We start from the raw sequence: 22,178 nt of genomic DNA, 5'->3' as shown, positions 1-22,178 counted from the left end.
GGTTCCTGTGCATTTCCGGGGGACGAAGCGGGGGTACCTGTGGGGTTCGGCGCTGGGCACCCCTTCGACGGCACGGCCATGGCCGCAGGGTAAAGCCCGGTTGTATCAGCGATTGGGCCGCCCACGAGGGGCGGCCCAAAGTCACGATCGTCGGTGGATAGGGAATCAGCCGGCGACGACCTCGATGTGCAACGGGAACTCGACGTCGCTGTGCAGGCGGACCGCCACCTCGTGGGTGCCGAGCGTCTTGATCGGCTCATGACTCACGAGACGGTGCCGGTCGAGCGCGATCCCCGACTGCGCCTCGACCGCGTCGAGGATGTCCCCCGGCGTCACCGAGCCGAACAGCTTCCCCTCGCGACCGGCACGCGCCGGGATGGTGATCGCGAGCGGGACGAGCCGCTGGGCGATGGCCTCCGCGGCCTCGCGGTCCTTCGAGTCCTTCAGGTCACGCGAGCGGCGCATCGACGCAGCCTGCGCGGCAATGCCGTCCGAGGCGACGATCGCTCGCCCCGACGGGACAAGGTTGTTGCGCGCGAAGCCGTCGCTCACGTCGACGATGTCGCCGCGCTTGCCGACGGTGGGGACGTCCGCCCTCAGGACGACCCTCACGCCTCACCACCCTCGTCGACGGCGCCGACGAGCTCGACCTCAGCGTCCGAGCCGACCTCGTCCTCGACATCCGGCGCCTCCTCGACCTCGGGGCCGGCGGGGCCGTCGGTCTCGGCGGCGGGGCCGTCGACAGGCGCGGCGGGGGCGCGGTCGCCACCGTAGGACGGCCGACCACGTCCGGGGCCACGGCCGCCGGGGCGCTCAGTCGTCGTGCGCTGCGTGTACGGCAGCAGCGCGAGTTCGCGCGCCGTCTTGATGGCGATCGCCACGGCCCGCTGGTGCTGGGCGCAGTTGCCAGAGACACGGCGGGCGCGGATCTTCCCCCGGTCGGACATGAACTTGCGGAGCAGGTTCACGTCCTTGTACTCGACGTGGTCCAGGTGGTCCTTGCAGAAGATGCAGACCTTCTTCTTCGTGCGGCGGCCGTTGTCCTTCGGTGCGCGCCGCGTCGACCGCTCCCGGTCGTTGTTCCGTGCCATCTAGAAAGGCTCCTCGTCCTCGTACGGTTCTGGCGCCGGGCGCTCCGGCGCGGCGGCGGGGGGTCGGGGCTGACCCTGGGGACCGCCCTCGCCAGGGGTGCGGCGCTCGTTCTTCACGACCTGCGCGCTCGCCCAGCGGAGGCTGGGCCCGAGCTCGTCGGCGATGACCTCGATCCGCGAGCGCTTCTCGCCCTCGGCGGTCTCCCAGGAGCGCTGCTCGAGCCGCCCCGAGACGATCACCCGCGCCCCGCGGGTCAGGCTCTCGCTCACGTTCTCTGCCATCTCCCGCCAGCAGACGACGTCGAAGAAGCTGGTGGCCTCTTCCCACTCCTGGGTCTGGCGGTTCTGCCAGCGGCGGTTGACGGCGAGCCCGAAGGTCGCGGTCGCCTGACCGGTGGGCGTGAAGCGCAGTTCCGGGTCTCGGGTGACGTTCCCTACGAGCGTGACGCTGTTGCCTGGCATGTGATCTCCAATCCTCGACTACTCAGCCGTTGCGCCCTTTGGCTCGGCGGCCGCGGCAGCGGCGGCGGGCTGACGGCCCTCCGGGCGGCGGAGCACCCGGTGGCGGAGCACGTCGTCGCTGAGCGAGAGCATCCGGTCCACCTCGGCGAGCAGTGCGGGCTCGCCGTTTACCTCGATGAACACGTAATAGCCCTCAGTGCGGTGCTTGAGCTCATAGGCGAAGGGGCGACGTCCCCACCGGTCGACATGACCAGGTGATCCGCCACGAGAACGGACGAACTCCACGACCGCATCGGTGGTTTCCCGAATGACGGTCTCGTCAAGAGTCGCGTCGAAGATGATGACTACTTCGTATGGCCGCACGAGCGGCACACCTCCTCCGGACCCGCCGACGGTGCGGCGGGGCCCCGTCAGCGGGGCAGGGGTGAATATGGCTCTCGCAGCGTAGCCGACGATCGTGACAGCCCCTCCCGAGCCGGCCGTGCGCTGTCGGGGGGTTGCCCGTTGCCGTCTCGCAACGGCGGGTTGCCCAAATTCCCTGATCAAACTCCGGAAAACCCTCGACCGGAGTGGGGGATCTCCGACAGTATGGGCGCGCTCAACTGGCCAGAGAGACTTACCCCGTGTCCCGTATCTTCAAACCTCGCCACCGGCGCGCTCGCGCCCTCGCCCGCATCGCCGGCGCGGCCGCGATGGCCGCTGCGACGCTCGCCGGCACCGCGGGGGGTGCGGCGGCGAGCACGCTCTCGTTCGAGCAGTGGGCCGCCGGATACCTCTCCTATCTCGGCGTGCCTGCGAGCGGCGCGGGCGAGGCGCGGGTGGTCTTCCTCGAGCGCTGGGCGACCGTCGAGGGGACCTTCTACCTCGGCAACGTCTACAACCCCCTCGACACCGAGCTGCCCGCACCGGGGGCGGGGCTGTGGAACAGCGCCGGTGTGCGCACCTACCCCTCCCTGTCGGTCGGCTACCGGGCGACGCTGAGCACGATGCAGCAGAGCTTCGACGCGCCGATCCTCGCCGCCCTGCGCAACCCGAAGTCCACCCGGGACGGCCTCGCCCACGCGCTCGCCTCCTCGAACTGGACGGGTTACGGCCAGCTCTCCTCCACCGAGAGCGGCTATGCGAGCGTCGTCGCCGGCGCTCCCGCCGGCCCGGTCGGGCCGCAGGGGCCGGGCGCGACGGAGAACGCTCCCGCCGGTGGTGATTCCTCGGGAGCGCGGGCCGGTTGGGGGCCGACGACCGTCGTCGTCCGTGGGGCGGTCGTCAATCCGCTCGGCCACCCACTCTCCGACGTCTGCGTCGCCGCGGTCCCTGAGGGCGGCCTCGCCGTCGGCACGCTGACCGCCGCGGACGGGAGCTTCCGCCTCTCCTGGGTCCCCGAGGCGGAGGTCCGCCTGCGCCTCACCGACTGCGGCTTCGCCGAGGGTGGCATCGCCCCCGCCTACTACCACGCCGCGGCACGCCGCAGGGCCTCGCCGGAGGCCGCGGCGGCGACCGTGATCGACCTGCGCTGTAAGGAGAACTGCGGCGACCGGCGCTACCGCCTGGCCGCGCCGATCGTCTACGGCACGGCCGCGCCGGAGGTCAGCTGGGTGGGCCCCACCGCGATCACCTACGGCACCCCCCTCGGCGTGGGCCAGCTCGACGCGACCGCCTCGGTACGCGGCACCTTCAGCTACTCACCCGCTCCCGGCACGCTCCTCGCGGCCGGCGAGCGCTCGCTCTCGGTGCTCTTCACCCCGCGCGACAAGCTGGACTACCGCCCCGTGCACGCCACGGCCGTCCTCACCGTCGGGCGTGCGACGCCGTCGCTCTCGTGGCCCTCGCCGGGCTCCCTCACCTACGGCACCGCCCTCGACTCCGACGAGCTCGGCGCCTCAGCCTCGGTGCACGGCTCGTTCAGCTACCACTGGCCCGCGGCCGCCGGCACCGTCCTCAACGCCGGCAGCAACACATTGAGCGCCACCTTCACCCCCTCCGACGGCAACGACTACGCGAGCGCGCAGGTCTCGACCACGCTCTCGGTCACCCCGGCGAAGCCGACGATCTCCTTCAACCCGGCGGCGGGCGTGCTCCCGGGCAGCACGCTCAGGGCGAGCGAGCTCGCCGGCAAGGCCTCGGCCCCGGGGAGCTTCAGCTACTCGCCGCCGCTCGGCACCCCGCTCCTCGCGGGGACCCAGGACGTGTCGGTCATTTTCACCCCCGCGAACTCGGTCGACTACACGACCGCCTCCCAAACGGTCCCGCTCACCGCGAGCCGCTCGACCCCGGAGATCACCTGGCCGGCGCCGCACGAGATCGCCGCCGGGTCCGCGCTGACCGCCAGTCAGCTCGACGCGAGGACCTCGGTCGCCGGCACCTACAGCTACGACCCGCCGCTCGGCAGCCTCCCCGCGCCGGGCACCGACACCCTCTCGGTGACCTTCACTCCGACCGACGCCGCGGCCTACGAGCCGGTCACCGCGACCACGCCGATCGTCGTCGCCAACCCGCTCACACCGACCGTCAGCTGGAGCGCCCCCCATCCGATCACCTACGGGAGCGCACTCTCCTCCGCGCAGCTGGACGCCCGCTCACCCGTGCCGGGGACCTTCGCCTACAGCCCGCCCGCAGGCAGTGTGCTCGGCGCCGGGGCCCACACCCTGCAGGTCACCTTCACGCCGACGAACACCGCCGCGTTCGCGAGCATCACCGAGAGCGTCACGCTCGCCGTCGCGGCGGCGACGCCCGCGCTCAACTGGCCGGCGCCGACCGCCCTCGCCGCCGGGAGCGCGCTCTCGAGCACCCAGCTCGACGCGACGGCGAGCGTCGCCGGGACCTTCAGCTACTCCCCGGCCGCAGGGAGCTTCCTCACCGCCGGGAGCCACACCCTGCAGGTCACCTTCACCCCGACCGACGGCGCCGACTACACCACGGCCACGGCCGCGACGACCCTCGTGGCGACCCAGGCAAGCCCCGTGATCAGCTGGCCGGCACCGGCCGCCGTCGCCGCCGGGAGCTCGCTCTCGAGCACCCAGCTCGACGCCACGGCGAGCGTCGCCGGGACCTTCAGCTACTCCCCGGCCGCAGGGAGCCTCCTCACCGCCGGGAGCCACACCCTGCAGGTCACCTTCACCCCGACCGACAGCGCCGACTACACGACGGCCACGGCGAGCGCCGCGATCGCGGCCACCGGGAGCTGAGCCGGCGCCGGCGCGGCGCAGTCAGTCGAGGCGCGAGGAGTGGTAGCTCTCGCTGTCGTCGGGATAGGCGCCGGAGGCCACGTCGCGGGCGAAGGCCGCTACCGCTTCCTCGGCGAGGGTCGCGAGGTCGGCGTAGCGACGGACGAACTTCGGGACGGGGCCACGGTTGAGGCCGACGAGGTCGTGAAGGACGAGCACCTGCCCGTCGCAGCCCGGGCCGGCGCCGATCCCGATCGTCGGGACCTCGATCGCCTCGGTGACCCGCGCGCCGACGACGTCGGGAACGCCCTCGAGGACGATCGCGAAGCACCCCGCGTCGGCGAGCGCCTTGGCGTCGAGCTCGAGGGCCTCGGCGGCCTCGGCGTCGCGGGCCTGCACGCGCATCCCCCCGAGGGAGTGCACCGACTGCGGCGTGAGACCGAGGTGGCCCATCACCGGGATCTCCGCGTCGAGGAGGGCGCGGATCACGGGCAGCCGGCGGCGACCGCCTTCGAGCTTCACGGCCTCCGCGCCCGCGTGCACGAGCTCGGCGGCGTTGCGGAGGCTGTCCGCGATGTCGACGTGGTAGCTCATCCACGGGAGGTCGGCGACGACGAGGGCGTTGGGCTTGGCTCGCGCCACCGCCCCGACGTGGTGGCGGATCTCGGGGACGCCGACCTGGAGGGTCGTCTCGAGGCCGAGGACGTTGTTCGCGACCGAGTCCCCGACGAGGATCGCGTCCACTCCGGCGCGGTCGACGATGCCGGCGAAGGGTGTGTCGTAGGCGGTGACCATGACGATCGGCCGGGCGCCGTCCCGGCGCTTCCTGGCAGCGATCGCCGGCGCGGTGACCTTCTCGCTCATCTCCGCCTCCTCGCCGTCCGGTGCCCGGTAGCTGCCGGCGGCACCCGCGAGCGTAACGGGATCAGCGTGCGACGCGCTGGCGTGCCGCGGAGGCGTTGAACATCCGCAGCAGATGGTTCCACCGGCACTCGGTGCACACCTCGACGAGGTAGAAGGCGACATCCGAGCCGCGCCGCGCGAGGCCGCGCATCTCCGTCGGGCTGGCGAGCGCCCGCCCCGCCGCGGGGAGGCGGGGACCGAAGGCGAAGAGGACCTGAACGAGCTCGTGGTCCTCGCAGATCGGGCAGGGGATCTCCGTCGGCTTGCCGAGGTTCGTCGCAACCCGCAGCAGCTCGGGCTGCGCGTCGCAGACGTCGACCCGCGAGAGGCGCCCTCGCCGGTACTCGCGGATGAGGGAGTCGCGGGCAAGGCGATACTCGATCTGCCCGAGGCCGGTGACCGGCCGTTCCGCGGTGAGCTCTCCTCGGCTGCGCACTGGAGCGAAGGGTAGCCGGTGGGCCCTCCTCGACCGGTACTCCCCCGCTGACCCAACAGACGGCGACCGCCGGCGCGAGACTCCTGCCGTCGCGGATCCTTATATCGAATCGATACATCTGTTATCCTGTTTTGGTGATCGAGTTCGCCCTGCTGGGACTGCTCAAGGAGCGCCCGATGCACGGCTACGACCTCCGCAAGCGCCTCCGCGACGACTTCGGCGCGCTCGCCAATCTCTCGTTCGGCTCGCTCTACCCGGCGCTCGCCCGCCTCGAGCGCTCCGGCGCGATCCGCACCCTCGCCCCCGACACTGGCGCGGTCGTGGAACTCCCCCTCACCGGCTCGCTCGGTGGGGAGCGCGCCGCGACGGTGGCGCGTCGGGCGACCGCCAAGGCCGCGGCGGCCCTCGGTGGCCGGGGGACGCGCGCCCGCAAGGTCTACGAGATCACCGAGCGCGGCGAGGAGCTCTTCGCGCAGCTCCTCGAATCCCCGCCCTCCAACGACGGTGACGCGCGGGGCTTCTCGGTACGCCTCGCCTTCGCGCGCCATCTCCCCCCGGCGAGCAGGGTGCGCCTCCTCGAGCGCCGGCGGGTGGAGCTGAACGACCGCCTGACGCGCGCCGAGCGCTCCCTCGCCCACCCCCTCCGCCCCCTCGACCGCTACGAGCAGGCGATCGCGGAGCACGCCCGCGACGCCACGGCGAGCGACCTCTCCTGGATCGAGCGTCTCCTCGAAGCCGAGCGGCTCACCGATCCCGAACCGAGCACCCCGTTAGACGGCGCCCTCAGCGGCGCCCCGACCCGAGGCGCGCAGCCGTCGGCTGCCGCACAGGAACGATGAACACCAACAGGAGGATGCACTGATGAGGAGCGAGAAGATCCGGGTGGCGATCGCGGGCGTGGGCAACTGCGCCTGCTCGTTGCTGCAGGGAGTCGAGTACTACCGCGCCGCCGACCCGACCGAGATGGTGCCGGGGCTGATGCACGTCGAGCTCGGCGGCTACCACGTCCGCGACATCGAGTTCGTGGCCGCCTTCGACGTCGATTCCGAGAAGGTCGGCCTCGACCTCGGCAAGGCGATCTTCGCCGGCCACAACAACACGATCCGCTTCTCCGACGTCCCCGCCCTCGGCGTGAACGTCGACCGCGGCCCGACCCTCGACGGTCTCGGCAAGTACTACCGGGAGGCGATCGAGGAGTCCCCCGCGGCGCCGGTCGACGTCGCCCGCATCCTCACCGAGCGCGCCGTCGACGTCCTCGTCTCCTACCTCCCCGTCGGTTCGGAGGAGGCGCAGAAGTTCTACGCGAGCGCCGCACTCGAGGCCGGCGTGGCCTTCGTCAACGCGATCCCGGTCTTCATCGCGAGCGACCCGGTCTGGGCCAAACGCTTCACCGACGCCGGCGTGCCGATCATCGGCGACGACATCAAGAGCCAGGTCGGGGCGACGATCCTGCACCGCCTGCTCGCCCGCCTCTTCGAGGACCGCGGCACCGTCCTCGACCGCACCTACCAGCTGAACGTCGGCGGCAACATGGACTTCAAGAACATGCTCGAGCGCGAGCGCCTCGAGTCGAAGAAGATCTCCAAGACCCAGTCGGTGACGAGCCAGATCGACAACGGCATCGCCGCGGACGCGGTGCACATCGGCCCCTCTGACCATGTCGCATGGCTCGACGACCGCAAGTGGGCCTACATCCGCCTCGAGGGTCGCAACTTCGGCGACGTGCCGCTCAGCATCGAGCTGAAGCTCGAGGTCTGGGACTCTCCGAACTCGGCGGGCGTGATCATCGACGCGCTGCGCTGCGCGCGCATCGCCCTTGACCGCGGCCTCGGCGGCCCGCTGCTTGGCCCCGCCGCGTACTTCATGAAGTCGCCGCCGGTGCAGTACCGCGACGAGCAGGCGCACCAGATGGTCGAGGACTTCGCCGCCGGGCGCTGATCCCCGCTCAGCCCGTCGACTCGGGCTGCTCCCGCCACCACTCCTCGAGGCGCCGGTAGGCCTCCTCCTCGCCGAGCAGGCCGTCGTTCAGCCGCACCTCCAGCAGGGCGGCGAGGGCGCGGCCGACGACGGGGCCGGGGGCGACGCCGAGGTGCGCCATTACCTGCGCGCCGTCGAGCTCGGGGCGAATCGCCTCCAGCGCCTCCCGCTCGCGCAGCTCCGCGAGGCGCTCTTCGAGCTCGTCCATCCGCTGCTCGAGCTCCCGGACACGGCGCGCGTCGCGCGTCGTGCAGTCGGCGCGGGTGAGCGCGTTCAGCCGGTCGAGCAGCGGGCCGGCGTCGTTCGCGTAACGCCGGACCGCGGCGTCGGTCCAGCCCATCTTGTAGGTGTGGAAGCGGAGGTGGAGCTCGACGAGGCGGGTGATCTCCTCGACCTCGGCGCCCGAGTACTTGAGGGCCACGAGGCGCCGCTGCGCCATGCGCGCCCCGACGACGTCGTGGTGGTGGAACGAGACCCCGCCGGGGCCGTAGGCGCGGGTGCGCGGCTTGCCGATGTCGTGCAGCAGGGCGGCGAGGCGGAGGATGCGGTCGGGGGCGGTCTTCCCCACGACCGCGATCGTGTGCGCGAGCACGTCCTTGTGGCGGTGGATCGGGTCCTGCTCAAGGGCGAGGCCCGGGAGCTCGGGGAGGAACTCGTCGGCGAGTCCCGTCTCGACGACGAACCACAGCCCCGCCTCGGGGTCGGGCAGCTCGACGAGCTTGTTCAGCTCGTCGCGGACGCGCTCCGCGGAGACGATCGACAGGCGATCGTGCATCGCGACGACGGCCTCGCGGAGCTCGGTCTCGGGGGCGAGGCCGTAGCCGGCGAGGAAGCGGGCGGCGCGCAGCATCCGCAGCGGGTCGTCGGAGAAGGAGACCGCGGGATCGAGCGGGGTCCGCAGGCGGTGGGCGCTCATCAGGTCGCCGAGGCCGTCGAAGGGGTCGATGAGCTCGGGGACGCCGCCGTCGACGCGCAGCGCCATCGCGTTCACCGTGAAGTCCCGGCGGGAGAGGTCGGTGCGGATGTCGCTCCCGAAGCGCACCTCGGGCTTGCGCGAGTCGGGGGAATAGGCCTCGGCGCGGTGCGTCGTGACCTCGTAGCGACGCGCGCCCTTCGCCCCGCCGATCGTGCCGAAGCGCTTGCCCTGGGTCCACAGCGCGTCCGCCCACCCCGAGAGGAGGCGCTCGATCTCGTCGGGGAGCGCCTCGGTGGTGAGGTCGAAGTCGACCTCGTCGAGGCTCTCGTCGATCTCCCCGGGGCGTCCGGCGATCGCGTCGCGCACCGTGCCGCCGACCAGGTAGAGACGGTGACCCGCCGATGAGAAGCGCTCGGCGAGCGGCGCGCACTCCTCGATGACCAGCCGGAGGCGCTCGGGAACCACGGGCCGCGAAGCTACCCGCCCCGCGCGACGCTCAAGACCGGCGGCGCTCGGAGCGTTCGTGCAGCTGACCGGCGGCGCGCGCCACCGCCTGCGCGGCGAGGGTCGGACCCCCCTCGGGGCCGCCCGCGGTAGGGGGCTCGGGGCGGTAGTCGACCCCGAGGAGGGCGCCGAGGGTCGCCGCCGCCGAACGGCCGAGGGCCTCGAGGTCGTACCCGCCCTCGAGGAAGAACAGCCGTCGCCCCGGCGGGACGAGGCGCGCGGCGCGCGCCGCGAGGTCGGCGAAGTCCCCCGAGGTGAGGCCGAGGTCGGTCAGCGGGTCAGCCCGGTGCGCGTCGAAACCCGCCGACACGAGCAGCCAGGTGGGCGCGAACTGCTCCGCCGCCGGCGCCAGCACCTCGTCGAAGGCGGCCCGGTAGGCGTCCCCAGACGTCCCGGCGGGGAAGGGGAGGTTGATCGTCCGCCCCTCGCCGGCTCCGGCGCCCACCTCGTCGAGAGCCCCCGTCCCCGGGTAGTAGGGGTACTGGTGGAGGGAGAAGAAGAGCACCTCCGGCTCCTCGTAGAAGGCCTCCTGGGTGCCGTTCCCGTGGTGCGCGTCCCAGTCGAGGATCAGCACCCGCTCGCCCTCCGCGACGAGTGCCGCGGCGGCGACGGCGACGTTGTTGAAGAGGCAGAAGCCCATCGCCCCGGAAGGCCGGGCGTGGTGACCGGGGGGGCGCAGCGCGAGGAACGCAGCGTCGGCCTCTCCGGCGCGGAGCCGGGCGATGGCGTCCGGCCCCGCCCCCGCGGCGCGGCGCGCCGCCTCCTCGGAGGCAGCGACCACAGCGGTGTCCGGGTCGAGCCTCCCACCGCCGGCCGAGCAGAGGCGTGCCAGCGCGGCGACGTAGCGCGGGTGATGGACGCGGTCGAGCTCGACGTCGGTCGCCCGCCGCGGCTCGAAGGGCACCACCCCCTCGGCGAAGCCGGCGGCGGCGATCCCCTCGGCGACCGCCCGCAACCGGCGGGGGGACTCCGGATGACCCGCCCCGGGGTCGTGCAGGAGGTAGGCGTCGTGCGCGCCGAACAGGACGCCCATCGCCCGCAACGTACTCGCCCTGATCAACGGCCTGCCCGTCGATAGGCTCTCGCCCCGAGGTGGACGGAACGGGGTCAGCCGCGCCGAGCGCGTCGCGTAGAGCACGCCGTGGCGCCCTCCTCACCGTCGCGGCCCTCGTCGCCCTCGTCACCGCCGCCGTGCCGGCTACGGCGGCACGGCGCGGCCACCTGAGCGCCGCGATCACCACGAGCACGCTCCGCCTCACCTCCCAGAGCCCGACCGTGGTGCAAGCGGGCGGCACCCTCACCGTCGACCTCTCGGTGCAGTCACCACTCCCCGCGACCGACCTCGGCTTTGAGCTCTTCCTCTATCCGAGCATCAAGACTGTCAACTCCTTTGGCACGCTCCCCACGCTCCCCGCGTCGCCTGGGGTCGTGGGCGGATCGCTCCCGCTCGCGAAGAATGACACGGCACCGACTGAGGTCGCGGCCTCGCTCGCCCTCAACATCGCCACGAGCGCGCCCGCCGCCCCGGGTGTGCTCCCAACGCTTGTCCTCAATGGGGGGGCCGGCGTCTACCCCCTCACCGTCGCCCTCGTCACCCGCGCCGAGGGCACGGTGCTCACCCGACTCACCACCCACGTGATCTACATCTCGGGGGCCGCGACGGTCCCGCTCCGCGTCGGCCTCGCCCTGCCGATCGGCACCAGCCCCGCGCTCAACCCCGCGCACGCGGCGGCGCTCTCGGGCGGCTCCCTCGCTACGCTCGGCGCGGAGATCTCGGCGCTCAACAGCCACACGCGTACCACCGTCTCGGTCGCGCTCTACCCGCAGCTCCTCGTCGCCCTCGAAGAGGCGGCCGCCACCCGGCGCGCGGCGCGCGGTCGCCTCACGATGCTGCGCGGCGTGCTCACCCGCGGGAGCAACAACGGCAACGTCGAGCTTCTACGGACGACCTTCACGCCCACGAACGTCTCGGCGCTCGCCGCGGCCGGTCTCGGCGGCGACCTCGCCGCGCAGCTCTCGCGTGCCGCGGGCGCCGCCGGAGTCGCCTTCCCGGGCATCGCCATCGACCCCACCGCCCCCTATGTCACTACCGGTCGGCTCAGCGATGCGGGTCTAGGTCTGCTCGCGGCCGCGGGAGTCGGGACGCTCGTCGTACCCGCAGCTGACATCGATTTCTCCCTCCCGCACTTGCAGACCGCGCCCTTCTCGTTGTTTTCGGAGCGGAAGAACCCCGCCGGCTCGGCACCGCTGGCGCTTCCGAGCTACCCCGCGCTCGATGACGAGCTCTCCGCACCAGGTGACGACCCGGTGCTCGCCGGCCACGAGTTGCTCGCCGAGCTCGCCCAGATCTACTTCGACGACCCCGCCCTCACTCAGCCCCGCGCCGTCGTCGTCGCCCCGGGCTCCCTTCCGAGCGGTGCGTCGACGGTGAAGTCGCTGCTCGACACGGTGCTCGGTGGTCTCAGCGCCAACCCGATCCTCTCCACCTCGACGCTGACCTCGCTCTTCGACGAGGTCCCTACCGGCTCGAATGGCGCGACATGGAACGCGAGCAGCGCCCCCCTGCAACCGTCCGGCACCCTCGACGCGCTCCCGGCGAGGGCGATCGACAGCGCCCACAGTGCGCTAGCCGTGTACCACTCCATCGCCCGACTGGACACGACGCGCGAGAACGTCCTCGAGGACGACATCCTCGTCTCCGAGGGAGCAGACCTCTCCGAGCGGGCACGGCTGCGCTTCACCGCAGCCGTGAACGGGATCCTCCCCGAGTTCCGCCGCTCCCTCAGCATCTCGAGCAGCCGCCGGGTCGCCCTCACCTCGCTGCGCGGCAAGATCCCCGTGACGATCAAGGTGGCATGGCCCGCGCCCGGGCCCCTGCGCGTGGTGCTCCGCCTCTCCTCGGCCGAGGACGCGCTCTCCTTTCCCGGGACCGCCAACCGTTCCGAGCCGCTCTCTCTGCAGGCCGGCGACAACAGCGAGAACATCACCGTGACGGCGCGCACCTCCGGCGCCTTCGACCTCGCGCTCGAGCTCGTCTCGCCCCGCGGCTCGGTGGTGCTCTTCCGCTCGAGCGACTTCTCGGTGCGCTCGACGGCGATCTCCGGCGAGGCCATCGCCCTCTCGGTGGCGGCGCTCGCCGTGCTCCTCGCGTGGTGGATCCGCTCGATCCTGCGGAGCCGGCGGCGCCGGGCCTTGCCGGCGGGCGTGCTCGCGCCGGAGTGACAGCACCGGAGGAGAGCCCGCAGCTCGCCGCGAGCCGACGGGCGGGCGCGTCGCTGCGGACGGGCGCGGGGACCATCGCCTCGCGCGTCACCGGGCTGCTGCGCCTGGTCGCGGTCGTCTACGCGCTCGGCGGGAGCAAGAGCAACAGCGCGAACGCCTACAACCTCGCGAACAACACCCCGAACATCGTCCACGACCTCGTCCTCGGCGGCATCCTCACGGCGAGCTTCGTCCCGGTCTTCGTCGACCGCCTCGCCCACCGTCCCCGCCGCGAGGCGGAGCGCTCGATCTCGGCCGTGTTCAGCATGTCGGTGCTCGTGCTCGCGGTGAGCACGGTGCTGCTCGTCGTGCTCGCGCCGGCGATCATCGACCTCTACTCGCTCGGCACCCCCACCACCTCGGGCAACGCCCAGCAACGGGCGCTGGCCGTCGAGTTCCTCCGCTACTTCGCGCCGCAGGTCCTCGCCTACGGGCTGATCAGCCTCCTCGGCGCGGTGCTCGCGACCCGCGACCGCTTCGTTGCCGTCGGGATCGTCCCCGTGGTGAACAACGTCGTCGGCATCGCCATCCTGCTGCTCTTCTCGCGCATGGCGAGCGCCGTAGAGGTGACCTCGGGCCGGCTGAGCGGTGCCCACGTCGCGATGCTCGGGATCGGCACGACCGCGGGCGTCGTCCTGCAGGCAGCCGCGCTCCTCCCGTCGCTCGCGCGCTCGGGCGCCCGCCTGCGGCTCATCTGGCGGCCGCACGACCCGGCGCTCGGCGCGATCTGGCGCCTCTCAGGGTGGACCCTCGGCTTCGTGGCGGCCAACCAGCTCGCCGTCTTCGTCGTGCAGGCGCTCGAGTACCACCTCAATAAGGTCGCCGACTACTCCTACGCGTACCAGTTCTTCCTCTTCCCCTACGCCGTGGTCGCCGTCTCGATCGTGAACGTCGCCACCCCCGCGCTCGCGCGCGCCCACGCGGCGGGCGACCGCGTCGCGCTCGGCCGCACCTTCGGCTCGGCGGGCCGCCAGGTGCTCGCGCTCATCCTCCCGGCGGCGATCGGCTACCTCGTCCTCGCCAAGCCGCTCATCGCCCTCGTCCTCGACCACGGCCGCTTCGTGGCCGCCGACGCGGTGCAGACCGCCTCGACGCTCGCGCTTTTCGCGCTTGGCCTCCCCGCCTTCTGCATCTGGGTGCTCGCGATCAGGACCTTCCAGGCGATGCAGGACACCCGCACCGCCTTTTGGTGCTACGTCCTCGAGAACGGGGCCAACATCGCCCTCGCCTTCGCCTTCTACCGCCCCCTCGGAGTGAAGGGCCTGGCCCTCGCCTACGCCCTCGCCTACACCGTCGGCGCGGGGGTGGCGCTCGCCGTGCTGCGCCGACGCCTCGGCACGATCGGCGGGAGGGCGACCGCCCTCTCCTGCCTGCGTGCGGTCGTGCTCAGCCTGCTGATGGCGCTCGCCGTCGCCTTTACCTCGGCGGTGCTCGGGAGCGGGAGCGGCCTGCTCGGCTGGCTGCGCCTCCTCGTGAGCGTCACCGTCGGCGGCCTCGTCTACCTCGGCGGCGCGGGCGTAGCGGCCTCGATGGCCGGCTGGCAGACTTCCCGCCGACCGCGCCGCTGAGGGGAGAAGACCGTGGCCGGAGTGCAGATCGTCACCGACAGCGCGAGCGACCTCCCGAAGGAGCTGAGCGAGCGCGCCGGAATCCGCACCGTCCCCCTCGAGGTGCGCCTCGGCGACCATGACCCCGCCGAACTGGCGGAGCTCCCGGGCGAGGAGTTCTGGAAGCTGGCGAACGCCACCGACTCGCTCGCGGAGACGGCGGCGCCCTCGCCCGGGCTCTTCGCCGAGGCCTTCCGCGCCGCGGCCGCCGACGGCGCGAGCGGCGTCTTGTGCGTCACCATCTCCTCCCGGTTGTCGGCCACCTTCCAGGCGGCACGGGCCGGCGCGACCGAGGTCGCCGCGGAGATCCCCGTCTCGGTCGTCGACTCGCGGCTCGCGACGATGGGCGAGGGGTTGCTCGTGCTGCACGCGTCAGCGCTCGCGGCCGAGGGCGCCGACCTCGGCGCCCTCGTCGGGGCGACGGAGCGGGCGGTTGAATCGATCTCGGTCTTCGGCACCCTCGAGAACCTCGAGACGCTCCGCCGCGGCGGGCGGATTGGCTCGGCACAAGCGCTGATCGGCTCCCTGCTCTCGATCAAGCCGGTAATCGAGGTGCGTGACGGCGCCGTCGAGGGTGAGTCCAAGCAACGCACCCGCGCCCGGTCGCTCCGCTACCTCGTCGACAAGGCCGCCGCCGCGGGCCCCCTCGCCGCGCTCGCCGTGGTGCACGCCGCCGCCGGCGACCTCGACGAGATCCTCGACCCCCTCGCCGAGGTCTTCCCGCGGGCCGACACGATCGTGACGGCCATCGGCCCGGTGATCGGTGCGCACACGGGCTCGGGGACGATCGGCCTCTGCTACCGCCGGGCCTAGCGCCGGCCGCCGTAACCTTCCCCCATGGCAAGCGAGGAACCGACCGGGAACCACCAGGATCTGGCCAATCAGCTGGCGCACCGCGTCGAGGAGCTGGTCGACCTCATCCGCGACCATTCACTGCGGCCGCTGCTCAAGGTGTCGACGACGGCCATCAGCGCCCTCGCCGCGCTCGTGATCGCCCTCGGCGTCCTGCTCGCGATCGGGGTCGGCCTCCTCCACCTCGTTGACCAGGACATCTTCCGGGGGCGGGTCTGGGCGGGTGACTTCCTCATCGGGGGAATGCTCGGTGCCGGCGGGCTGTTCCTCCTGCGCATGAGTGCGAAGGTGAGGAGGGACGATGTCGTCAACTGAGGACCGCGAGGGCGAAGTCCGGGAGGTGGTCGTCCTCGGTTCCGGGCCGGCGGGGCTCACCGCCGCCATCTACGCGGCGCGTGCCGACCTCGCGCCGCTCGCCCTCGAGGGCGAGCCCTCCTCCGGGTCGGACCAGCCCGGCGGCCAGCTGATGCTCACCACCGAGGTCGAGAACTTCCCCGGCTTCCCCGAGGGGATCATGGGGCCCGAACTCATGCGGGGCTTTCGCGGGCAGGCGGAGCGCTTCGGCGCGGAGATCCGCACCGAGCGGGCGGGCAAGATCGACCTCTCGGCGCGTCCCTTTGCCATCTGGAAGGAGGGCTCGCAGAGCGACGAGCCCGACTACCGCGCCCGTTCGGTCATCGTCGCCACCGGCGCACGCTCGCTCCTGCTGAACGTCGAGGGCGAGAGCCGGCTGCTCGGTCACGGCCTGTCCACCTGCGCGACCTGTGACGGCTTCTTCTTCCGGGACCTCCCGATCGGCGTCGTGGGCGGTGGCGACTCCGCCCTCGAGGAGGCGATCTTCCTCACGAAGTTCGCGAGCTCGGTGCTCGTCATCCACCGCCGCAAGGAGCTCCGCGCCTCGAAGATCATGCAGGACCGGGCGCTCGCCAACCCGAAGATCTCCTTCCGCTGGGACTCGGTGGTGACCGAGGTGCTCGGCGAGCAGAAGCTCGAAGGCCTGCGCGTGCGCGACGTCGTCACCGGCGCGCAGGAGGAGATCGCCCTCTCCGGCGTCTTCGTCGCGATCGGCCACGCCCCGAACACCTCACTGTTCGCCGGGCAGCTCGACATGGACGAGAACGGCTACCTCGTGACCCACGACGGGACGAGGACCAGCGTCGAAGGCGTCTTCGCCTGCGGCGACGTCCAGGACCACGTCTACCGCCAGGCGATCACCGCTGCCGGCTCGGGGTGCATGGCGGCGATCGACGTCGAGCGCTTCCTCGAGGACGAGCACGACCGGCTCGGGGGCTGAGCCCCACATCGAGGAATGCGCGCGCCGGCAACGGCGTTCTATGCAGTAGGTCGGCGGCAACAGGTGCAGCGCGACCGTCGACCGAAGGACAAGGAGGAACGGTGTCACAAGCGTCAGCAATCACGGACAGCACCTTCGACGAGGAGATCCGGGCGTCGGAGACGCCGATCCTGGTCGACTTCTGGGCCGAGTGGTGCGGACCCTGCAAGATGGTGGCGCCGATCCTCGACGAGATCGCCACGGAGAAGAGCGGCTCGATCCGCGTCATGAAGCTCAACGTGGACGACAACGTGAAGACGGCCCAGCGCTTCGAGGTGATGAGCATCCCGACGCTGATCCTGTTCAAGGACGGTGAGCCGGCGCTGCGCATCGTCGGGGCGAAGTCCAAGACGGCGCTGCTCGCCGATTTGGAACCCCTGCTGTAAGAAACGACGGGGCCCGCGGCCTCTACCATGAGGCCGTGCGGCCCCCGATCACCTCGACCCAGCTCGAGCAGGGATCGGCGGCGCTGCCGTTGCGCACGGGCGACCGCGGCTCGGCGGTGCTGGACCTGCAGTCGCGACTCGCCGAGCTCGACCTCCCCGCCACCGACCCGCCCGGCGTCTACGCGGCGGCGACCACCGAGGCCGTCGCGACCTTCCAGCGAGGGCGGGGCCTCGCCGCCTCGGGTGTCTGCGAGCCGGTGACGTGGTCCGCCCTCGTCGAGGCCGGCTACCGCCTCGGCGACCGCCTCCTCTACCGCCAGGCGCCGATGCTGCGTGGCGACGACGTTGCCGAGCTGCAGCGCCGCCTCTCCGCACTCGGCTTCGACCCCGGTCGCATCGACGGCATCTTCGGCGATGACACCACCGAGGCCGTGCAGAACTTCCAGCGCAACGCCGGCCTCCCCGTCGACGGCACCTGCGGACGGGAGACCGTCGCCGACCTCCGGCGGTTCCAGCCTCCCGTCGGCGGGGCGGACCTCGTGAGTCCGATCAGCGAGCGGCTGCGCGTCCACTCCGGGAAGGTGACCCTCGCCGGACACCGCGTCGCGGTCGGCGAAGACGGGGGGTTCATGGTGGGCGCGCTCTCGCTCTCCCGAGCGCTTCGCGAGCGGGGCGCCACCGCCCTCGAGCTCCACGACCCCGACCCCACCCGCCAGGCGGCGACGGCGAACGCCGCCGGTGCCGACTGCTTCGTGAGCCTGCGGATCCACCCGGACCGCGCGAGCTGCACCTCCGCTTACTACCGGGGATTCCATTACGAATCAGTTACGAGTCGCTCCCTGGCCGAGCGACTGCAGGCGGTGCTGCCGGGGATCCTCGACCTCGACGACGGCGGCACCTGCGGGATCGCACTGCCCATCTTGCGCGAGACCCGCATGCCGGCGGTCGAGCTCCAGCTCGGCCGGCCGACGGTCGTCGTGCAACGGGTGAGCGCGCTCGCACGCGGCGTCGTCGACTGCCTCACCGACTGGCTCGCCGCCTCCGCCTGAGACCTCTCGTTCCGCGTGAAGCGCCAGCGATGTCGCGCGGAAGTCGCGATGTTTAGGCAGAAACTGCCTTGGGTAGTGACGCGGCGTCGTGCTGCGCGCGTCTTTATATCTTCTCGGCCACGCGCAGGTAACGGCAGAGCGACAATCCACAACCTGTGCATGAGGTTGTGGATCAAGGTGCACTAGCGGTTGACTCAGCATTGGTCGCGTTCGCGCGCTCGGCCGGTCATCCTGCCGTCGCACTTTGCATCGCGTGGAGCGGAGGTCCAGTTCAGCGACCTGGGCGGGCGTCGCCGCGCCCGACGCTCAGCCTGTAGTGGAGGCTTCGCCGAGCATCGCCCTATAGATGCGCTCGAGGTCGTCGAGGGTCGCGAACTCGACCACGATCCGACCTCGGCGGCCGCCCATGTCGACCTTGACGCGGGTCGAGAGGTGGTCGGCGAGCAGCGCCTCGAGCTCCACCACCCCTGGCGGGCGGAGTGCCGAGCGCAGCGGCCGCGGGCGCGCGTCCTCGGCCTCGGCGGCCGCGCCCTCGGCCTCGGCGGCCTCCACGGCGCGCACGTGCTCGCGCACCGTCTCCTCGAGGGCCCGGACCGAGGTCCCGTTGGCCACCGCCTCGGCGGCGAGGCGCTCCTGGACCTCGCGGTCGGGCGTCATCAACAGGGCGCGGGCGTGGCCGGCGCTCAGCGTCCCGTCGCGCACGAGCCGCTGCACGGTCGCCGGTAGCTGGAAGAGGCGCAGCGCGTTGCTCACAGCCGCCCGCGAGCGGCCGACCCGTCGCGAGACCTCGTCGTGGGTGAAGTTGAAGTCCTCGATGAGCTGCTGGTACGCGGCGGCCTCGTCGATCGGGTTGAGGTCCTCGCGGTGCAGGTTCTCGACGAGCGCCCGCTCGAGGCTCGCTGCGTCGGTCACCACCTGGACCAGGGCCGGGATCGTCTGCAGGCCGGCGCGACGGGCCGCGCGGCAGCGCCGCTCGCCGGCGATCAGCTCGAACTCCTCGTCCGAGGCCCTGCGGAGGAGGACCGGCTGCAGCACCCCGACGGCGCGGATCGAGTCAACGAGGGAGGAGAGCGCCTCCTCGTCGAAGTGCTTGCGGGGCTGGTACTGGTTCACCCGGATCAGCGCGAGGGGTACCTCTTGGAGGGTCGCGCTCTCCGAACGGGTGGAGGACTCCGGCGGGATGAGCGCCCCGAGCCCTCTCCCGAGACCGCTACGCCGGACCACCGCTGACCTCCTTCGCCAGCTCGCGGTAGGCGATCGCGCCCCGCGAGGACGGATCGTGGACTGTCACCGGCTCGCCGAAGCTCGGCGCCTCGGAGATGCGGACGGAGCGGGGGATCACCGTGCGGCAGACCGTGTCCCCGAAGTGGTTCCGGACCTCCGTCGCGACCTGCTCGGCGAGCTTGGTGCGGGCGTCGTACATCGTGAGCACGATCGTGGAGACGTTAAGGGTCGGGTTGAGGTTGGAGCGGATCAGCTCCACGTTGCGCAGCAGCTGTCCCAGCCCCTCCAGCGCGTAGTACTCGCACTGGATCGGGACGAGCACCTCCGATGCGGCGGCGAGACCGTTCACGGTGATCAGCCCGAGCGAAGGCGGGCAGTCCATCAACACGTAGGCGAAGTCGTCGGCGACGACCTCGATCGCCTTCCGCAGGCGGAGTTCACGGCTGAAGGCGGGCACGAGCTCGATCTCCGCCCCGGCCAGATCGATCGTCGCGGGCGCGACGAAGAGGTTGCGGATGCTGGTCGGCTCGATGCAGTCCTCGAGGGCCACATCGTGCAGCAGCACGTCGTACATCGAGTTGTCGAAGTTGCGGGCCTCGATACCGAGGCCGGTGGTCGCGTTCCCCTGGGGGTCGAGGTCGATGATCAGGACCCGGTGGCCGAGATCAGCGAGCGCCGCGCCAAGATTGACCGTGGTGGTTGTCTTGCCGACGCCACCCTTCTGGTTCGCGACGGCGAAGACACGGGCGCCTCGGCGACGCTCCACGGGAGCGGGCTCTGCGTCGGAGGCGAGGGATGCATCGGTGGACGTCATCGACGAGGGGAGCCGCGGGGGCGGCTGGCGCGAGACATCGCACCATCCTCCCTTTCGTCGTCCCAACGGTCAAGCGGAATTCGCCGGTGGCCGCGCTACCCAGGCATCCGCCGCCCCCGACGTTTCACGTGTAACCTGACGGTGAAACAAGAAGGGAGAGCGCGCATGGCGACCGCCGCAGAGGAAGCCCTGCTCACGGGGCTGCTCGTCGGTGAAGGGCATTTCGGCGGTGACGGCCGCCAGCCCCAGGTCACGTTGCGCATGCACCTCCGCCACGAGGATCTGTTCCGGTGGATCGACCGCACCTTCCCCGGAGGACGTCTGTACGGCCCGTATCACCACGGCGGCCGCGACTACTTCCAGTGGATGGCGCGCGGCCGCTTCCTCCGCGACGACCTCTTCCCGTTGCTCGTCCGCTGGCTCACGCCGGAGCTCGACGGCTACAGCTTCGGGCGTTTCCGGGAGATGTGCGAGCGCTACGGGATCGGTGGCGCCACCGACGACGGGGGGGCGGCGCCCGAGGCCGGGGCGGCGCCCCCGCAAGGAGAGCCGCAGGGCCGTCCCTCCGGGACCACCCGCGGCCCGCTCCCCGCGAGCCTCGACGCCATCTTCGCCGGGCTCCGTGGGGCGCTCCCGGACGGTGCGTCGTGAGCCCGCATCGCTCGCCTCAGTACAGCGGGCGCTTGCGCGGCACGCCGGTGCGACGCGGGTAACGCTTCGGGCAGGCGGCCACGGCGCGCAGCACCGCGTAGTGGAAGCGCTCCGCGGAGGTCGTCGTCATCTCGAGCCCGAGCTCGGCGAGCGGGCCGACGGGCCACCGGCCGGCCGGCGCCTCCTCCGGTGGCTCCGAGACCACCAGTCGCCCACCGATGCGAAGGAACCCGGCAGCGCACTCCGCGGTGACGGGCGGAGGGCCGAAACTGCGGGCGACGACCGCGTCGAAAGCGGCGCGCTCGGCGGTGTGCGCGGCCTCCTCGGCCCGTGCGGCGAGCACGCGCACCTGTTCGCCGAGGCCGAGGCGTCCAACGGCGCTCTGCAGCTGGGAAGCGCGCTCGGTGCGGCCGTCGAGCAACGTCACCCTCAGGTCGGGACGCGCCCGCGCGATCACCAGCCCGGGCAATCCGCCGCCGCTCCCGAGGTCGAGGAGCGCACTCCCCTCGTCGAGGGGGGAGAGCGCGGCGAGGAAACCGAGCGCGTGCTCGATATGCGCGGCGAGGGAACCGGGGCCGATCGCGCCGACCCGCTGCGCTGCTACAAGCTCGGCGGTCAGCCCCTTCGGGGCCGTCCACCCGGCGGGATCACTCGTCGCTGTGCGCGCCGTCAGGACGGATGACGACGTAGCGGCGTGGCTCGACGCCCTCGGAGGTCGTCGAGACCCCCTCGACGTCGTTGATCGCGTCGTGGACGATCTTGCGGTCCGCGGCCGACATCGCCTCGAGGGCGTAGGCCTCTCCACTCTCGAGCACCCCGGTTGCGATCTGGCGTGCGAACTGTTCCAACGCGGCCGCCCGCTTCTGGCGGAAGCCGGCGACATCGACGGTGAGGCGCGCCGTGTGCTCGTCGGTGCGCCGCTGGACGACCGTTCGCGTCAGCTCCTGCAGCGCGTCGAGGGTCGCGCCGCGCTGGCCGACCAGCAGGCCGAGGTCCTCTCCGGTCACCTCGACCGTGATCTCGCCCTCCTCGGTCGCCACCGTCACGCCGGCTGCGAGGCCGAAGCGCTCCACGAGGCCGCTCACAAAGGACTGGGCCAACTCCGCCTGCTGTTCGATCGTCATCTCGGGTTCCTCTCCTGCGGGTCGATTCTCACTCGGGGGGCGCGGGGGGCGCAGCGTCGACTGCCCGCCGCCTCCACCGCCCCGCCTGCGACGTCGCGAGGAAGCCGCTCCCGCGGTCACCTCGCCGTCCTCGTGGCGCGGTGCCGCGGGGCCGGAGCCCCGCTCGGCCGGCGCGGAGGGCGGCCGGTTGGCGTCGCGTCCGCCCTCGCGGCCGGAGCGCCGCCGGTTCCGCTGCGTGCGCTTCGGGCGGGGCGGGGCGGGGCGGACGCGTGCCCGCACGCGTGCGTCGGCTCTCAGCAGGCCGAAGATCCCTGCCCGGCCGTCCTCGACGACGACGATCTCCGCGTCCGCCTCGTCGACCCCGAGCTCGTCCAGGGCGCTCTCCGTCGCCTCCGCGACGGTGCGTCCCGTGGTCTCCACCCATTCC

22 protein-coding genes and 1 pseudogene are annotated in these 22,178 nt (G+C 72.1%); 11 read left to right on the top strand and 12 right to left on the bottom strand.

From position 1 onward, the window contains the following. Positions 1-165 precede the first annotated feature (165 nt). The 4 genes and pseudogenes from rplI to rpsF form a co-directional block, all read right to left on the bottom strand. A complete protein-coding gene (rplI, locus tag VNF07_13490) occupies positions 166-612 on the bottom strand; it encodes a 50S ribosomal protein L9 (protein HVB07250.1) in 447 nt (148 codons plus the stop codon). Positions 613-833: 221 nt separating this feature from the next. Beyond that, positions 834-1,091 (bottom strand): annotated as a pseudogene (rpsR, locus tag VNF07_13485) (30S ribosomal protein S18). Beyond that, positions 1,092-1,553: a single-stranded DNA-binding protein gene (gene ssb, locus VNF07_13480; GenBank protein HVB07249.1), complete on the bottom strand. Its 462-nt coding sequence runs from the start codon at positions 1,551-1,553 to the stop codon at positions 1,092-1,094. A gap of 18 nt (positions 1,554-1,571) precedes the next feature. After that, positions 1,572-1,925 (bottom strand): 30S ribosomal protein S6, encoded by a 354-nt coding sequence (rpsF, locus tag VNF07_13475; protein HVB07248.1) that lies wholly within the window; start codon positions 1,923-1,925, stop codon positions 1,572-1,574. 251 nt (positions 1,926-2,176) lie between these two features. On the opposite strand from rpsF, the gene VNF07_13470 reads away from it, so the two are divergent. Beyond that, positions 2,177-4,735: a hypothetical protein gene (locus VNF07_13470; protein ID HVB07247.1), complete on the top strand. Its 2,559-nt coding sequence runs from the start codon at positions 2,177-2,179 to the stop codon at positions 4,733-4,735. Between the two features lie 21 nt (positions 4,736-4,756). Here the strand turns inward: VNF07_13470 and panB are convergent, their stop codons facing one another. Continuing rightward, on the bottom strand, positions 4,757-5,578 hold the full coding sequence (gene panB / locus VNF07_13465; protein ID HVB07246.1) for a 3-methyl-2-oxobutanoate hydroxymethyltransferase: 822 nt from the start codon (positions 5,576-5,578) through the stop codon (positions 4,757-4,759). 61 nt (positions 5,579-5,639) lie between these two features. Beyond that, positions 5,640-6,053 carry a DUF5318 family protein gene (locus VNF07_13460; GenBank protein HVB07245.1) on the bottom strand — a complete coding sequence of 138 codons (414 nt, stop codon included), beginning with the start codon at positions 6,051-6,053 and terminating at the stop codon, positions 5,640-5,642. Between the two features lie 134 nt (positions 6,054-6,187). Between VNF07_13460 and VNF07_13455 the strand changes: the two genes are divergently transcribed. Together VNF07_13455 and VNF07_13450 are read left to right on the top strand one after the other, a co-directional pair. Then, a complete protein-coding gene (locus VNF07_13455) occupies positions 6,188-6,892 on the top strand; it encodes a PadR family transcriptional regulator (protein ID HVB07244.1) in 705 nt (234 codons plus the stop codon). 22 nt (positions 6,893-6,914) lie between these two features. Further along, positions 6,915-7,991: an inositol-3-phosphate synthase gene (locus VNF07_13450; GenBank protein HVB07243.1), complete on the top strand. Its 1,077-nt coding sequence runs from the start codon at positions 6,915-6,917 to the stop codon at positions 7,989-7,991. A 7-nt stretch (positions 7,992-7,998) separates the two neighbouring features. Here the strand turns inward: VNF07_13450 and VNF07_13445 are convergent, their stop codons facing one another. Both VNF07_13445 and VNF07_13440 read right to left on the bottom strand, forming a co-directional pair. Beyond that, positions 7,999-9,411: a CCA tRNA nucleotidyltransferase gene (locus VNF07_13445; GenBank protein ID HVB07242.1), complete on the bottom strand. Its 1,413-nt coding sequence runs from the start codon at positions 9,409-9,411 to the stop codon at positions 7,999-8,001. A gap of 31 nt (positions 9,412-9,442) precedes the next feature. Then, positions 9,443-10,483, bottom strand: a complete 1,041-nt coding sequence (locus tag VNF07_13440) for a histone deacetylase (GenBank protein HVB07241.1) — start codon at positions 10,481-10,483, stop codon at positions 9,443-9,445. A 59-nt stretch (positions 10,484-10,542) separates the two neighbouring features. Between VNF07_13440 and VNF07_13435 the strand changes: the two genes are divergently transcribed. From VNF07_13435 to VNF07_13405, 7 genes are all read left to right on the top strand, one after another. Next, positions 10,543-12,672, top strand: coding sequence for a hypothetical protein (locus VNF07_13435; protein HVB07240.1), 2,130 nt, complete (start codon positions 10,543-10,545; stop codon positions 12,670-12,672). Beyond that, complete coding sequence (murJ, locus tag VNF07_13430; GenBank protein ID HVB07239.1) at positions 12,669-14,279, top strand: murein biosynthesis integral membrane protein MurJ; 1,611 nt, start codon at positions 12,669-12,671, stop codon at positions 14,277-14,279. The genes VNF07_13435 and murJ overlap by 4 nt, the downstream gene beginning before the upstream one ends. A gap of 12 nt (positions 14,280-14,291) precedes the next feature. Beyond that, the gene (locus VNF07_13425; GenBank protein ID HVB07238.1) at positions 14,292-15,131 is read left to right on the top strand and encodes a DegV family protein; all 840 of its coding nucleotides are present in this window, start codon (positions 14,292-14,294) and stop codon (positions 15,129-15,131) included. 24 nt (positions 15,132-15,155) lie between these two features. Next, positions 15,156-15,485: a hypothetical protein gene (locus VNF07_13420; GenBank protein HVB07237.1), complete on the top strand. Its 330-nt coding sequence runs from the start codon at positions 15,156-15,158 to the stop codon at positions 15,483-15,485. Further along, entirely contained in the window at positions 15,472-16,464 is a 993-nt protein-coding gene (gene trxB, locus VNF07_13415) for a thioredoxin-disulfide reductase (GenBank protein ID HVB07236.1), read from the top strand. Before VNF07_13420 ends, trxB begins: the two co-directional genes overlap by 14 nt. Positions 16,465-16,565: 101 nt before the next feature. Further along, entirely contained in the window at positions 16,566-16,889 is a 324-nt protein-coding gene (trxA, locus tag VNF07_13410; GenBank protein HVB07235.1) for a thioredoxin, read from the top strand. Between the two features lie 35 nt (positions 16,890-16,924). Next, a complete protein-coding gene (locus VNF07_13405) occupies positions 16,925-17,938 on the top strand; it encodes a peptidoglycan-binding protein (protein ID HVB07234.1) in 1,014 nt (337 codons plus the stop codon). A gap of 306 nt (positions 17,939-18,244) precedes the next feature. On the opposite strand, the gene VNF07_13400 is transcribed toward VNF07_13405, so the two are convergent. Continuing rightward, a complete protein-coding gene (locus VNF07_13400; protein HVB07233.1) occupies positions 18,245-19,162 on the bottom strand; it encodes a ParB/RepB/Spo0J family partition protein in 918 nt (305 codons plus the stop codon). Next, entirely contained in the window at positions 19,149-19,976 is an 828-nt protein-coding gene (locus VNF07_13395; GenBank protein ID HVB07232.1) for an AAA family ATPase, read from the bottom strand. The genes VNF07_13400 and VNF07_13395 overlap by 14 nt, the downstream gene beginning before the upstream one ends. Before the next feature lie 165 nt (positions 19,977-20,141). Here VNF07_13395 and VNF07_13390 point away from each other — a divergent pair, with 165 nt between their 5' ends. Then, entirely contained in the window at positions 20,142-20,627 is a 486-nt protein-coding gene (locus VNF07_13390; protein ID HVB07231.1) for a hypothetical protein, read from the top strand. 16 nt (positions 20,628-20,643) lie between these two features. Here the strand turns inward: VNF07_13390 and VNF07_13385 are convergent, their stop codons facing one another. After that, positions 20,644-21,180 carry an RsmG family class I SAM-dependent methyltransferase gene (locus VNF07_13385; GenBank protein HVB07230.1) on the bottom strand — a complete coding sequence of 179 codons (537 nt, stop codon included), beginning with the start codon at positions 21,178-21,180 and terminating at the stop codon, positions 20,644-20,646. A gap of 94 nt (positions 21,181-21,274) precedes the next feature. After that, positions 21,275-22,171, bottom strand: coding sequence for an RNA-binding cell elongation regulator Jag/EloR (gene jag, locus VNF07_13380; GenBank protein ID HVB07229.1), 897 nt, complete (start codon positions 22,169-22,171; stop codon positions 21,275-21,277). Positions 22,172-22,178: the final 7 nt, after the last annotated feature.

The sequence above is a fragment of the Acidimicrobiales bacterium genome, assembly GCA_035533595.1.
Classification (GTDB): domain Bacteria; phylum Actinomycetota; class Acidimicrobiia; order Acidimicrobiales; family Bog-793; genus DATLTN01.
This window is presented reverse-complemented; position numbering and strand designations above follow the sequence as displayed.